The organism is Chitinophaga ginsengisoli, from assembly GCF_003014595.1.
GTDB classification, from domain to species: Bacteria; Bacteroidota; Bacteroidia; order Chitinophagales; family Chitinophagaceae; genus Chitinophaga; species Chitinophaga ginsengisoli.
On the sequence record NZ_PYGK01000021.1, the window covers coordinates 57,109 to 71,841 of the forward strand.

Annotated in this window: 8 protein-coding genes; 2 read left to right on the forward strand and 6 right to left on the reverse strand. The window is 44.7% G+C overall.

The features are described from left to right. Nucleotides 1-41: 41 nt before the first annotated feature. On the reverse strand, nt 42-1,991 hold the full coding sequence (locus CLV42_RS31115) for a lectin-like domain-containing protein (protein ID WP_106605848.1): 1,950 nt from the start codon (nt 1,989-1,991) through the stop codon (nt 42-44). A gap of 219 nt (nt 1,992-2,210) precedes the next feature. Here CLV42_RS31115 and CLV42_RS31120 point away from each other — a divergent pair, with 219 nt between their 5' ends. After that, nucleotides 2,211-2,921, forward strand: coding sequence for an SIMPL domain-containing protein (locus tag CLV42_RS31120; RefSeq protein WP_106605849.1), 711 nt, complete (start codon nt 2,211-2,213; stop codon nt 2,919-2,921). A gap of 68 nt (nt 2,922-2,989) precedes the next feature. On the opposite strand, the gene CLV42_RS31125 is transcribed toward CLV42_RS31120, so the two are convergent. From CLV42_RS31125 to CLV42_RS31145, 5 genes are all read right to left on the reverse strand, one after another. Next, nucleotides 2,990-4,381: a SusD/RagB family nutrient-binding outer membrane lipoprotein gene (locus CLV42_RS31125; RefSeq protein WP_106605850.1), complete on the reverse strand. Its 1,392-nt coding sequence runs from the start codon at nt 4,379-4,381 to the stop codon at nt 2,990-2,992. Nucleotides 4,382-4,395: 14 nt separating this feature from the next. Continuing rightward, nucleotides 4,396-7,431, reverse strand: coding sequence for a SusC/RagA family TonB-linked outer membrane protein (locus tag CLV42_RS31130; RefSeq protein ID WP_106605851.1), 3,036 nt, complete (start codon nt 7,429-7,431; stop codon nt 4,396-4,398). Nucleotides 7,432-7,652: 221 nt separating this feature from the next. Continuing rightward, nucleotides 7,653-8,114: a hypothetical protein gene (locus tag CLV42_RS31135; protein WP_106605852.1), complete on the reverse strand. Its 462-nt coding sequence runs from the start codon at nt 8,112-8,114 to the stop codon at nt 7,653-7,655. Between the two features lie 311 nt (nt 8,115-8,425). Continuing rightward, nucleotides 8,426-10,405: a DNA topoisomerase (ATP-hydrolyzing) subunit B gene (gene gyrB / locus CLV42_RS31140; protein WP_106605853.1), complete on the reverse strand. Its 1,980-nt coding sequence runs from the start codon at nt 10,403-10,405 to the stop codon at nt 8,426-8,428. Nucleotides 10,406-10,521: 116 nt separating this feature from the next. Then, entirely contained in the window at nt 10,522-12,201 is a 1,680-nt protein-coding gene (locus CLV42_RS31145; protein ID WP_146154532.1) for an AsmA family protein, read from the reverse strand. Between the two features lie 252 nt (nt 12,202-12,453). Between CLV42_RS31145 and CLV42_RS31155 the strand changes: the two genes are divergently transcribed. After that, nucleotides 12,454-13,377 (forward strand): helix-turn-helix domain-containing protein, encoded by a 924-nt coding sequence (locus CLV42_RS31155; protein ID WP_146154533.1) that lies wholly within the window; start codon nt 12,454-12,456, stop codon nt 13,375-13,377. The last annotated feature ends 1,356 nt before the right edge of the window (nt 13,378-14,733 follow it).

Here is a 14,733-nt window from a genome sequence, read left to right on the forward strand (position 1 = left end):
TAAAACAGGAAAGGCGCGAAGTATTTCGCGCCTTTCCTGTTTTATCTGACTATTGTTACAGTTCCTCTTCTGCTGAATAATCTGCCCTTGTAATCCGTTCCCTGTATCATCCAGACATATGTGCCTGCCGGCAGGGGCGTTCCTTTGAAATTGCCATCCCAGGTAGCAAAAAGAGATTGTGTTCTGAATACCTCCTGTCCCCATCTGCTCCATACACAGAAAAAATCCAGCTGGGATACACCGGGTGAGATGGCCCGGAAAACATCATTACGACCGTCATTATTGGGCGAAAATGCCGTGGGTACATAGAAGTCCGGACCGGCATAAACTTTCACGTTTAGGGTATCTATTTCAACACAACCTTCAGACGAAGTCACAGTAAGGTGATAGACCTGGTCCTGTTGAAGGTAGGCGACGGGATCAGCTATACCGGGATCTGTGAGTCCTGTGGTGGGCGACCATGTAAACTGAAGGCCGCTCCCGTTGGTCCGGGCATTCAGCTGTAAGGGCTCACCGCGGGCGGCGAGGGTATCATTGCCAGCAAACAGGTTGATATCAGTGATATTAACAGGTACATAAGATGTATCAGAAAGACAGCCATCAGTACTTGCCACATGTAATGCAGCCTGATAGGCACCTCCTGCAGGATAGATGTAGTTGAGCTGCTGCCCGCTTTGCTGCTGTCCGTTACCGAAATCCCAATACCATTGTAACAAAGGTACCAGGGGTGTCTCATCAGTGCCGGTAAAGCTAATAGGCTGACCAATACAGGCATTCTCTCCCGTAGCGCTGATGCGCGGCGTGGGATATACCTTGCTTGCCTTTTGCATACTGGTGCTGCAGCCTTGGGCAGAGGTGGCCTGAAGCTTTATCTTATAAGTGCCTGTGTCAGTATATGTTATAGAAGGTTGTTGCGCAGCCGATATCTGTCCATTGCCGAAATCCCAGTCCCATTGCCGGATGGTGCCTACGCCTAGTGTTGTTTTATTGGTAACAGTAACGGAACGGTCGGTGCACAACTGATCGATCGTAAAGTCAGTTTGTGGATAAGTACCGATGGTCACATCCTGTTTCATGGTATCTGAAATGCAGCCGCCGTTATCTTCAATCACTAAACGGACTTCGTACTTTCCTGGTTTGGTATAGAGATGTGGTGGTGGATTGGCGTCAGCAGAGGTAGTACCATCGCCAAAATCCCATAGGCGGCGGGTAATGGAGCCAAATGATTTGGAATCATCACCAAATACAATAGGGGCGCCCTCACAAAATAACTGGTGATTATCAAATCGTAACTGAGGCCTGAGGGCAGCACAGAATTGCTGTTTGTTGGCGCTTCCACCGGTAGCAGAGCCAAACCCCCAGTATACCATTGGTTCTCCGCCAAATATATCAGCTACCAGATCTTTTTGTACGGAGACGCGTAGTGCACCATCAATGCTTACTTCCAGCAGTTTGGTGGTGACATCCCATTTGATCCGGAAAATATGCCAGCTGCAGTCTTCGATATTGTCGTTGCCGTCCAGCGCTGTCACAGGCCCTGCCAGGTTATTGGAAGTGAGATGGGAGATATCGCCATTCATCTGAATAGATACATGGTCAAATGGAGGGTCTCCGTCAGATGCATTCTGCCAGGTATCTATCAGTACCCCGAGTGAAGGGCTGATATTCTGAAACCCGATTCCCCGACCTGTTGCCCCAAGATTGGTGCCCTGCGTCTGTAGTATAAAAGCAATCCCGTCTGCGCCCGTCTGGTCCTTGCAGCCAAGATTTACATCAAAGTAATAATCAAAAGAATTATTCAGGCTGATCTTGTTTTTATTCCACGCAGTACCGCTCGCATTCATCACATCTTCAGTCAGCACATAGCAGTTGCATGACTGCTGGGTAGCTGAACCATTCAATATGTACGGGGTTTGTAACTGCGCGGATAATGATAAGTTGGACAATAACAGCCATGATAATCCAGTAAAAAGTTGGAATAGTGTTTTCATAGGATTATAGGCGTCAGTAAGATAAAAAAAATAATCTGTGTAACATATAGAGACCTGAAACGTTACAGGCTCATGACCGATATATCATTTATCGTAAAGTATTGTATGCTGGTATTCCGGAAAATATTTTACCCCTTTTATGGAATCATGATATAGAGTAGCATCATATAGTCAAACAACGGAAACCATAACATTCAATTAACATCAAATCACAACAGTATGAAAAAGGTAATGTTTTTACTGGCAGGATTATTCGTAGCATCATTAAGCCAGGCGCAGCAGACAGACAACAAGCCCCCTGTTAAAAAGATCGAAGTAACAGGCTCCGCAGAAATCGAGATCACACCAGATGAGATCTATCTTGATATCGCGCTGCGCGAGTATAAGAATAAAGGAGTAAAAGTGGAAATGACCACACTGGAAATCCAGTTGCAGAAAGCAGTGAAAGAAGCAGGTATTCCGGCATCCGATCTTACTATCGCCAATGTATTCGGTACCAACTATGACAATTGGTGGAGCAAAAAGAAGAAGGATCCTGATTTCATGGCGCGTAAGCAGTATCGTTTGAAACTCAGCAACCTGGATAAAGTAAATGATATCCTGGGTGCAGTAGATGCTGAAGGTATTGAAAGCGTAAATATCAGCAGCTATACCCACAGCAAAATGGAAGATTACCGCAAGCAGGTAAAGACCAAAGCATTACAGGCTGCAAAGGCAAAAGCAACTTATATGCTGGAAGCTATCGGTAATACAATTGATGGTGTACTGGAAGTACAGGAGATCAATACCGACAACTATTCAGATGTTCAGCCAGTTGTATTCGCCGCTAATAGCTTTGCACGTTCCGCTAACGCTGAATCAGCAGATGCATCTTCTTTCAAAAAGATAAAAGTACGCGCTGAAGTAAGAGCAGTCTTCTTTATCAAATAATAACCTGTAGCATAATAAAAAAGGGAGCTCACTTGATGTGTGGCTCCCTTTCCTTTTTATAGTGATGTTTAATTATCCCACCATACTTTGTCCGTCAGTTTTGCTTTCTGTAGTTCCTGTGGATTCGCAGTGATCTCATTCAAAGGATACAGGAACCTGCGGGGTAAACTTGTTACCTGGTTGTTAGTGATCATCTTTAAGATTGGATAACCTGTACGACGCCAGTCTACATAGTTTTCGGTAGAAAAGAAGTTTGCTGTATTTTTCTCTTCAATGATCAGCTGTAATGCATTGCCTGCAGTCAATACTCCTCTATTTGACAAAAATGTTTGTGCAGCAGCACCAGTAGTATCAACACCCAGTTTCAGCAGATTGCCTGCAACAGCCTGCCGGAATACTGGTTGTGCGGCCGCATATCCGGCAGTGATGTACGTTGCTTCCGCTTTCAGGAACAATGCTTCTGCTGCATTCACTATATATACCTTGGATGAAATACCACCATAAAAACTACCTGCTACTGAAAAGTCTTTCAGATTACCTGCGCCTGCACCGATCACATTACCTGTATATAAGCCAGTATTTTCTGCTTTACTGACCAGGTAAGGTAAACGCGGATCATTGTGCTTTTTCAGCGAATCTACGTAGTATGAAGAGAGTACCAGGGTAGATGTATTATAGAAGTGCAGGTACCATGCATTAGATGAGGTAGAAGTGCCATTGTAGCTGAATGCACAATCATCATCGTTGCCGGTCATCCCGTTGGATAATGCTGTTAGTGCAAGATTGGCCTGCGTCGTTGCATTATACCCCGGCGCTTTTGTAAGGTGCATATAATAACGCGCCTTCAATGTATAAGCCATCTTTACCCATTTTGCCATATCTCCTGCATAGTAATAATCATCTGCACGGGGAGTAGCACCTGTACCTGAGTTCAGTTGTGTGATGGCATCATCGAGCAATGACTGGATCGATTTATAAATATCTTCCTGTTTATCATATGCCGGTGTTGTATTGCCTGTTCCGGAGAATGCCTTAGAGTAGGGTATATCTCCCCACAGGTCTGTGGCTGAGCCCAGGGTATAAGCTGTCAGTACTTTTGCAATACCTGCATACATGAGGTTACCATTGGCGGTAGCCTGCTTGTTGAGTATGCTGAGGTTGTTCAATACTACTACATAGTGTGAGTTCCAGAAGTCATCAAACGTGGAGCTGGTCACCATGTAGTTCACTGTATTAGGCAAAGGCTGATTAGGCACGCAGTTCTGCATCCACTGGTTGACAAGACTGGCTGCATTACCTGCTGCTATGTATTGGGAAACGCCTGCCTCCAAAGGCGCCAGCAATAAGTTTTCAGAGACGTCTGAAGGTACATTTGAGTTCTGATTGACATCGAGATATTTCTTACATCCTGACAACGTGATAACCGCCAGCATGCATATATTAATGAACGATCTTTTCATATAGCAATGATTTACTAGAAGGTGAATTTTAACGTACAGTCAAATGACCGGGAAGTAGGAGCAGAGAATGTGTAAACACCCAATCCGCCGTTACCAGCGCCCCATGAATTCACTTCCGGATCACCGCCGCTAAAGCTGGCGTCTTTATGTATCCATAGGTTACGACCTGTTAAGACGATAGATGCATCTCTGAAAGGCATTCTGTGCGAACCTTTGCTAAGTGTATAAGAAAGACTTACGTTACGCAGTTTGATATATGATGCATTCTGTATCGCAGCTTCTGTGATACCGCTGATCTGCTGGAAGTAACTTTGTCCTGTAACAGATACTTTGTTAGGTGCGCCTGTTACGTCGCTCACACCGGGTACTACCCTGTCTTCTCTCTTTGCTGTAGCAACGGCAGTACCATAATACAGGCCATAACCATCATCAGAGTTCAGTATATCCCCACCTTGTTTTGTATCAAAGAAGAAGCTCAGACCAAATTGTTTGTAACGCAGCTGGTTGGTAATACCTCCTATCCATTTTGGTGTAATATTACCTACTACATCGAAATCGCCGGAAGCATAAGGTAGGCCTGCATCATTGATGCGCAACTGGCCATCAGCTGTGCGTGCGTATTTGGTACCATATATAAGGCCCCATGGTTCGCCTTCCTTTGCATAGATACTACCAATACTTGTTTGTGTCAGTCCACCGCCGATGTGCTCAACTTTCTGTTTAAGCTTGGTATAGTTCACTGTTACGTCCCAGTTAAAATCCTTTGTTCTTACAGGAGTAAGTGTTAATAACACTTCAATTCCTTTTGTAGACATCTTCGCAGAATTGATGGTAGTGCTGGCATATCCGGTGGAATTAGCCAGTGAGATGTTTTCTACGATACCTTGCGACATACGTCTGTCGAAATAAGAAGCTTCCAGCCCTATCCTGTTGTTCAGTAATTTCGTTTCCAGTCCCAGTTCAAATTCTTTCTGTAATTCATTTTTCAGATTCGGATTGCCTAATGCAGAACTAACCAGGAAACCGTTCTGTCCATTATAAGGAAATGTGAGATTACTGCTTACATCACCATAAATAATCGCCTGGTAATAAGGAGTAGTAGTAGCGTACGGCTTCACGTTATCATTACCCACAGAAGCATATGATGCTCTTATCTTACCAAATGGAATGACGTCTTTCAGCTTATCATGGAATAATTCTGAGAAGATAAATCCGCCGGCTATGGAGCCGTATGGGTAGTATGTATTTTCAGAAGATAATACAGAGCTTCCATCATATCTTCCTGTGAGTGACAATACCAGCATGCGGGCATAGTCTACTTCTGCCTGTGCATAAAAACCAACTTTCCTGCGCAGGGTTTGTGATTCTGTATAAGTTACAGAAGAGGCACTCGCCATATTGTAATAACCTGCTTTTGCAAGGCCAAGGCCCAGTGCGGTCATGTAGTCATTGTGCTCAGAATAAACGTTGTTTCCTAACAGCAGACTGGTATTGGTTTTGGCGCCGAACTGTTTCTTCAGTTGTACAATGAAGTCGTGGTTGAACTGTCTGAAGTTTTTGTTGTTGCTATAAGTCAGACCACCACTGTATGTAATATCTTTCATGTTCACGTGATAGCTTTGCTGATCTGCATAGATATCAGCACCTGCCCTTTCTGTAACAGATAACCAGTCAAACGGCGAATATACCAAAGTAACTACCGGCAGGAATCTGTTCACAGTTGTGGAGTTCAACACATTGTCCAGTACCCAGTATGGATTATTACGGCTGTTGCGGTATAAACGTTGTGAGCCATCAGGATTGAGATATGGTTTCAGATCGTATGATACAGGTGCAGTAAATACAGTCCACAGCGGTGATTCCAGACCATATCCTTCAGGCATTTTATTATTCTTGACAGTACTGTAGGTCAATTGAAATGTAGCATTCAGTTTGTCCAGTATCTGTGTACTGTATTTAGTGAATACACTATGGCGGGCATAAGATGTTTTGGGTATAGTTCCTTTCTGATCAAAGTAAGAATAGGACATGAAATAATTGGACGAAGCATTACCACCGGATACACTGACAGTGCTGTTGGAGGTAACACCTGTGCGGAAAAATTCTTTCAGCGGATTGTGAGCTTTAGCTTTTTGTCCGTTGATGGTTAATGTATCCATACGCGGTCCCCAGGATGTACTCATCTTGGTGGTCTCACCATCAGCATATACGCCTTTATTCCCTTGTGTATAGGTATATTGCCTGTCAGGGAAGATAGTGTTTTCAAAAGAAAGACCGGAAGACAATGTCAGCACCGGTTTACGGCCTGCAGCTCCTCTTTTGGTGGTAATGAGCACAACGCCACGTGCACCGGCAGAACCGTATAAAGCAGTAGCAGCAGCACCTTTCAGTACGTTGATGTTTTCGATAGTAGCAGGGTCTATGTCGGCCAGTCTGTTGGAACCTGCACCTCCATTGTAAGTACCACCGCTTTCATCATTGTTGATGGGCACACCGTCCATTACGATCAATGCCTGGTTTTCGCCGGAAATAGAAGTAATACCACGTATCACGATACGCGCAGAGCTACCGGGCATACCGGAGGAGCTGGTGATCTGCACACCGGCTACTTTACCAGTAAGCGCGTTTAGTACATTTGGCTCTTTCGCCCGCAGTATTTCATCGCTTTTTACTTCCTGTGCGCTGAAGGTGAGATTCCTTTTTTCTTTCCTGACACCCAATGCAGTTACTACGACTTCATTCAGATCACTGGCGTTTTCTGCGAGTGTAATGTCCAGATGTTGCTCACTGCCCACCGGGATCTCTTTTACAGTGTATCCTACCGCACGTATAAGGAGTGTTGCCCCGGGGCCTACTTCAAGTTTAAATGATCCATCCTGTTTGGTAGTTGTCCCTTTTGAAGTGCCTTTAATAATGATGGAAGCAAAACTGACTGGCTGTTTTTTTTCATCGGTCACTGTGCCTTCTATTCCCCGCGACTGTGCATTTATGGAGGAATAGACCAGCAGTCCCGCAAGCAATGCCAGCAGGTTAAATAAGATTCTTTTCATACAACGAGATTAGATATTGGTTTTTGTGAATTCCCCTCTCTAAATAACTTATCCCGTCATCTGCGCAAATGACTTAAAATGATGTGTACTCAAATGTAATAGCAGAATGGGGCTAACCTTTTTATGATTCTTGACTATCTATAGACGGATATTAACCAAAAAAAAAAGTCCCGCCTTGAGAGGCAGGACACGATGGAAAAAGATTTCAAAAAAAACGATGATCAATTAATGTTTACTCTAAATGTTCCGTCCGTTAATGGCTTTTCTGTTTCGCCATTGTTTAAAATGCCGTCGAATGTGCCTTCGGCATATCTACTATTTATGCTTGTAATTTTTATTGTAGCGCTGGTACTTTCATAAGCTTCGGCGCCTGATACAGAGTTAGTGAACACGATATTGGCATGTTCTGCTGCTGTAAAGGTGCCTGTTTTTAATGTGTCGGGGAAAACAACCATAATTGCAATGGCGCTGTTCAGGGTGCCGGTTAAACCCTGTATGAGCAGTACTTTCTTACCTATGCCGGTGGTGTCAAAAGCATCTCCGTAGGAAGTGTTTGCGGAGAAAGATTTACCGTCAAATTTAAAAGTGCAGGATCCGGATGCCTTAGCTACTTCTTCCTTATCACAAGACGTGAAAGCGATCAGACACAGACACAGGAATCCCAGGAGGGAATTGAGTTTCATAGGATAGGTAATTTCTTCAGGTATAGTGATAAATAGGACTGCAAATTAGTTACTTTCTGATGAATTAAATAAAATATTTATAAGTTTTTTAACAGCTATGATACAATAAACAGAGAAGTGTCTGGAAATGAAAGACATAAAAAAATCAGCAATCGGGCGTTCAGGACCAGGATTAAGTGTTAATGCTCTAAAGTGGACTAGTTGATGGGGGATAAACTGAAAATAAAAAAGCTGCGGATGTATTTTTCCGCAGCTTTAAGTTATTTATAGGAGCAGGTAATTAGTACCTGCGCTCATGTTGTTAATTGAAATTAGGCGTCGATCTTCGCATATTTTGCATGTGACTCGATGAATTCCCTTCTTGGAGGTACTTCATCACCCATCAGCATACTGAATACGCGGTCTGCTTCTGCAGCGCTTTCGATAGTTACCTGCTTTAAGGTACGGTTATCGGGGTTCATGGTAGTTTCCCACAGCTGTTCTGCGTTCATCTCACCAAGACCTTTATAACGTTGGATCGTTACGCTGTCTTCTTTACCGTTGGCTATTTTCAGGATAGCTGCTTTACGATCTTCTTCTGTCCACGCGTAGATCTGTTCCTTGGCTTTTTTCACCAGGTACAATGGCGGCTGTGCAATGTATACATAACCCTGTTCCACCATCGCCTTCATATAACGGAATATAAAGGTCAGGATCAGTGTGGCGATGTGGCTACCATCCACGTCAGCATCCGTCATGATGATCAGCTTGTGATAGCGTAGTTTGGAGAGGTTGAGGGCCTTATCATCTTCTTCTGTACCAATGGTTACCCCAAGGGCGGTGAAGATGTTCTTGATCTCCTCGTTCTCATATATCTTATGCTCCATGGCTTTTTCCACGTTGAGGATCTTACCTCTCAGTGGCAGGATAGCCTGGAAGCTACGGTTACGGCCTTGTTTTGCTGTACCACCCGCGGAGTCACCCTCAACGAGGTACAGTTCACATTTTTCAGGATCATTTTCAGAGCAGTCAGCCAGTTTACCCGGTAATCCGCTACCACTCAATACGCTCTTACGCTGTACCATCTGGCGCGCCTTACGGGCGGCTTCGCGGGCTTGTGCTGCCAGTACCACCTTGTTGATGATGATCTTGGCTTCACGGGGGTGTTCTTCCAGATAAGCTTCCAGTACGGCAGCTACAGAACTGTCCACCACACCCATTACGTCAGAGTTCCCCAGTTTGGTTTTGGTCTGACCTTCGAACTGTGGTTCAGGTACTTTCACGCTGATGATAGCGCTCAGACCTTCACGGAAGTCGTCACCGGTGACCTCTATTTTGGTCTTTTCGAACATTTTGTTCTTATCACCATAGCTTTTGAACACGCGGGTAATTGCACGGCGGAAGCCGGACACGTGTGTACCACCTTCAATGGTATTGATATTATTTACGTAGGAGAAAATATTCTCACTGAAGGAATCATTATAGACTACAGCTACTTCCACCGCTACATTGCTGGAAGCATCGTGTGTTTCCACGAAGATCGGGTCAGGCAGCAGTCCGTTACGACGGCCGCTACGATCCAGCATCTGTACAAATTCGACGATACCGCCTTCGCTGTAGAAGGTTTCAGATATAGAATTACCTGCTTCGTCCTTTTCACGGTCGTCGGTCAGGGTGATCTTGATCTTACGGTTCAGGTAAGCCAGCTCACGGAGACGGCCTGCGAGGATCTCGCGGTTATAAGTTGTGTCTTTAAAGATCTCGTCGTCTGGCTTAAAATGAACGGTGGTACCTGTAGTATCAGCCTCACCGATCTCACGTACGGCGTACTGGGGAACACCACGCTGGTATTCCTGTTCGAACAGTTTGCCCTCACGGCGAACTGTTACGTGTAACAGGTTACTGAGTGCGTTTACGCAACTCACACCCACCCCGTGCAAACCGCCGGACACCTTATATGTATTCTTATCAAATTTACCACCGGCGTGCAGTACGGTCATTACCACCTCGAGTGCGGAACGGCCCTCTTTGGTGTTCATACCTGTAGGAATACCACGGCCATCATCCACAACACGGATAGAGTTGTCCTCGCAGATCGTTACTTCAATATTTTTACAATAACCGGCCAGTGCCTCATCTATCGAGTTATCAACCACTTCGTACACCAGGTGGTGAAGTCCTTTTATGCCGATGTCACCGATGTACATCGCCGGGCGTTTACGCACGGCTTCGAGTCCCTCAAGTACCTGTATACTATCCGCGTCATATCCTCCCTGTGCAGGTGTAGTTATTTGCGCTATTTCTTCGCTCATATTTGGGTGTAAAGTCTGTTTAGAATTGGATTCTCGTGAATTGTGCAAAAATACGAAAAATGAGCCTTATTTCAATATTTAAGAGGTGCTTTTTGAATCGTTGATATCCACATATTTCAGATAGGGGAATTTTCGCCCAAAGCGGTCTCTTTTATACCGGTAAATAAGGTTTTCCAAACCAGGTTAAAAAAAGACTTTTTGGCGTCCCGCTCATAATGAGGGTGCGCCAGCCGGGTTTCTCCGTTGTCCGGATTGCTATCCTTGATGATCAGCGCGTTAGCCAGAAAACTCATTAGCCCTTTCCTTTTGAACTCATGCGTACCCTCCTCTTTTTTCAGAATATTCACTTTCAGATTGCTGTAAATGAATTTTACCTGGCCGGAAGCCCTGCGTTCATTGCCAGTTATGCTGAAGCTCAGGTCGTCAATATCGCACGATTTCACTTGTACCATAGCCAATGGCTTCAATACTGGATTCAGGTCTTTCCCGTCCATGCTTTTTACCTGTCCTGAGACGCCGAATGCGCCCAGGGTATCTCTCATAGAGAAGTCAAAATGCACCTTCAGTTTCCCGCTATTCATCAGGATCGCGTTAAGATCGGCCGTGATATGGCTGTTTTTCGCAATCATGCTGTCTATATTGGTCACATTGCGGAATAGGCCATGCACCTGTTTGATGCTCAATTTACCCGCTTCGTCCGATTTCGGATTGATCTCTGTGTATGAAATATCAGTTTTCTTCCCCACCAGGCTATCTATATATATAGGTATCGCCAGTTTTTTGAACAGCTGATTGGGGTATTGTCCTAGTTTATTGCCAGGCGCCTCCGGCAGTTTACGGTTATGATAGATATCCAGGATCCCGTTACTGATGGTCAGCTTATCGGCCCATATCACCTGGTGTTCCAGCAACATGCGTGGCTGCAGCCGGGCCAATTCTATATTACTCAGTTTTACGTCAAAGCGGTCACGCTGGGTTTTGGAACGGATATCAAACTCTGTCCGGGGGTACCGGGGTTCTACGGCAAACTGGCCGATGCGTAGTGTCTGTTCCTCAGCGCTGTAATGTACATCCTGCACGTGCATCCAATAAAGACTATCCGGAGTGCGGTACCGGTATTCCTTCAGGGCGAATTCATAGTTCCGGGCATAAAGGAAACGGGTTGGGTCTTCCAGCGCCACGGAATCTATCAGAAAGTCATTTACCTGTATACCCAGGTTTTCCAGGTGTGTTATTACCAGGCTGCTATCCCGTTTTACGATAGTGTACCTGAGATTAGTATTATTCAGCTGGAGGGAACCGAGATAGAGTGATTTTATTTTTGAAGAGATATTCTGATACGCATTTTTCCGGACGGTCGTGTCTTTGTTCTGCAGGTTCAACTCCAGCAGGACAACGGGATTGCTAAACACCAGGGAGCTCGCATTAAGTTCCTTTTTCATGAAATAACGCCATGCCCTGAAGTAGCTGAGAGACACATGGTCGGCAGTAAAGCTGTAAATCAGCTTCGGCGCCCTTTGTTCGTTCTGCAGGCGCTTATACACCTCCGGATCTCTTATCAGGCTTACCTTTTCCAGGGAAAGGCTGCCGGTGATGGGATTCAGGTGGAGATCCGAATAGCGCAGGGTATACAGGCTATCCGACATGTCGAGGATATAGGCCCTTAACTGCCATTGGATCTCTTTATTCCAGCGTTGCCCAATGTACCACGCTGTGCCAAGCACCAACAGTATTAATATGGCTATTGATAGCACTACCTTTTTCCAGATCCGTAGAATAAATGGTCTTTTCTGCATCATATACAATTAAACGAAATTCATACCAATAGTCCCCTATAAGAAATTGCCCGGTCTGGAAAGAAGTTCCTGCTGACCATCGCCCCAAAAAATATTGAAACTTGTCAATGAATGTTAAGTGTCTATTTTTCATTAAATTAGATGTGATTTCTACACTTTTTAGGCGTTTTCCGTTTGTAACCTGAATGTCAAAACGTTTCTGAATAAAATTTGAATGCCTATTTTTGTGACGGATTTAACAAAACGAATGGCGTGAAAGAGGTACAGGACATATTATCATTGGCTATCCGGCAGCCCGCTATGAGCGATCAGCTGCTATTGGCAGAAGACGACGCCGTTACGGTGCCGGACTGTCTCGATTTTACTTTGCAGCGATTTACGTATGATCGTCCGTTGCCGGTAGAGGATGTGGCGATGGTGGTATATCAGCCGGCCAAAAGAGGGCAGACTGCTGCTATCGAATTACGCTATTGTGTGGCAGGCAATAAATATTGCCAGAATCCGGGTTGTACTGACCGTGTATGTGTGGATGGACATAAAGATAACTGTGTACAGAAATCTCCTTCCATCGACATGATCACTGTCCGTTTCCAGCCTTCCTTCATACAATCACTGCAGAAAGGGGCTACTAGTTCTACCCTTTTCGACATGCAGTCCCGCAAGCCTTTTGTTAAAACGATCCAGCCCAGTACCAAATCCAAAGAGGTATTGGAGCAAATGGTGCATCATAATTATGATGGCGCCCTTAAAAACATCTTCCTCCAGAGTAAAGCGCTGGAACTCCTCCTCTTCAGTTCAGACCAGTTTGTTCAGAATGACACCGACGACCGCTTTGGTTGCCGTTTCCTGACGCAACTGGAAGACCGCGAAAAGATAGAAAAAGCCAGGGATATATTACTGGAACAATTGGATGCGCCTATCACCATCCGTGATCTGGCCCGCCGGGTTGCTATGAACGAATGTTACCTGAAAAAAGGTTTCAAGGCGATGTACGGCACCACCATCTATGATTATTTCCAGAAAGAAAGAATGGAGAAGGCGAAGAACCTGTTGTATGAAAGAGGGATGTCAGTTTCCGAAGTGGCGATCCTGATGGGATATTCCTGTATTTCCCATTTTTCTACAGCATTTAAGAAACATACAGGTTTGAAACCATGTGAGTTGTTGTTGAGGTAGTTAGAGGTCAATTGTTAAGAATCAAACTTATTATATATAACGATCCCGCTCTGGTCAGAGCGGGATTTTTTATTGGGAGGTAATGGTGTCCGGAGGCATGGTGGTACGCCCCGCGTTGCAAATTTCGCGTGGGCGCCCATTTTCGTTTCCCGGGGTTATCACCCCGCGCTACAAACAAATGAACCCGGGGTTATCACCCCGCGCTACAAACAAGGGGACTCCTACGGAGTCCTATTGTGGTTTGTTAATGGCGCGAATGATGACCAATAAGAGATGTAAATGATTGATTATCAAAATATTCATTTTTACGACACATACTTTTCCCGATTTGATCAATTGTTTTCCCGAATACACAAATGGTCCCCGGAATATTGGTGTTTCTTTGTATCACGATCGGCAGATATTTATCCTGATCTTCCTTATAAGCTTCCTTATCAGATTTGACCATGGTGAGAGCTTACTGGGCAAAAATGAGTAAAGCCATTAATTTTTTTTGCACCTCATCAGACACCCAATTTTGACCTTTTGGAAAAGTGCAGTTTTTGCCAGGTAAGCTTTCTACCGTAATTACATAAAGCCGTCTCGTCTCAAACGAGACGGTTTGTGTTTTATATAACCTCGTTCCTTATTAACTATATGCCAGTACCCCCATTTTGTAGAATATTCGTTTCTCTTACCCAATATTGGAAGGTATCCCGGTGTATTTATTCGCTTAAGATTCGGTAGAGGGTTAGTGGAGGCTATATCCTATAGGCCCATTACTATAGCATTATAGGCACTTCCTATAGCCACGGCTATAGAAAAGTGCCTGTAATGTAGGACTAGAGAGCCTATAGGATATAGCCTCCACTGAACCTCTACTAAATCTCTACCGAAGCCGGACATGGTAAAAGCGCATTAACAATACGATAATCATTTGCGGCACCAGGACTCCATCATGAGTCCTGTCGTTGTAGTGCGGGATGACAACCCTGGGGAACGGAAATGGAATACGTGTCCCCGCGGTCCCAAGACGTCATCAAACCATATTGGACCACCGCCTGATATTATTTTAACACAATACCCCTATTCGAACAAGCGTCGAACAAGCATCGAACAAGCATCGAACAAACACCGGCGTCAATCTGATACAAAAAGTACAGAGCTGCCTGAGAGAACAAGCAGAGAACAAGCAGAGAAGATGTTAGCCACATCACCACTGTACGTTGCCTGTCAGGACGTCAGACAGTTGTCTATGACATTATGTATTAAAAAGCGACAACCAACCTGCTAGATGTCAGATAGATAGAGAAGGATTAGTTACTGGAAATAGTAAATAGAGAAAGAAATGTGGGGGTATCAAAGTGTGCAAAAAAA

Coding starts and splice junctions, on each gene's coding strand:
- CLV42_RS31115 (WP_106605848.1), bottom strand. CDS start 1,991: ATGAAAACACTATTCCAACTTTTTACTGGATTATCATGGCTGTTATTG.
- CLV42_RS31120 (WP_106605849.1), top strand. CDS start 2,211: ATGAAAAAGGTAATGTTTTTACTGGCAGGATTATTCGTAGCATCATTA.
- CLV42_RS31125 (WP_106605850.1), bottom strand. CDS start 4,381: ATGAAAAGATCGTTCATTAATATATGCATGCTGGCGGTTATCACGTTG.
- CLV42_RS31130 (WP_106605851.1), bottom strand. CDS start 7,431: ATGAAAAGAATCTTATTTAACCTGCTGGCATTGCTTGCGGGACTGCTG.
- CLV42_RS31135 (WP_106605852.1), bottom strand. CDS start 8,114: ATGAAACTCAATTCCCTCCTGGGATTCCTGTGTCTGTGTCTGATCGCT.
- gyrB (WP_106605853.1), bottom strand. CDS start 10,405: ATGAGCGAAGAAATAGCGCAAATAACTACACCTGCACAGGGAGGATAT.
- CLV42_RS31145 (WP_146154532.1), bottom strand. CDS start 12,201: ATGCAGAAAAGACCATTTATTCTACGGATCTGGAAAAAGGTAGTGCTA.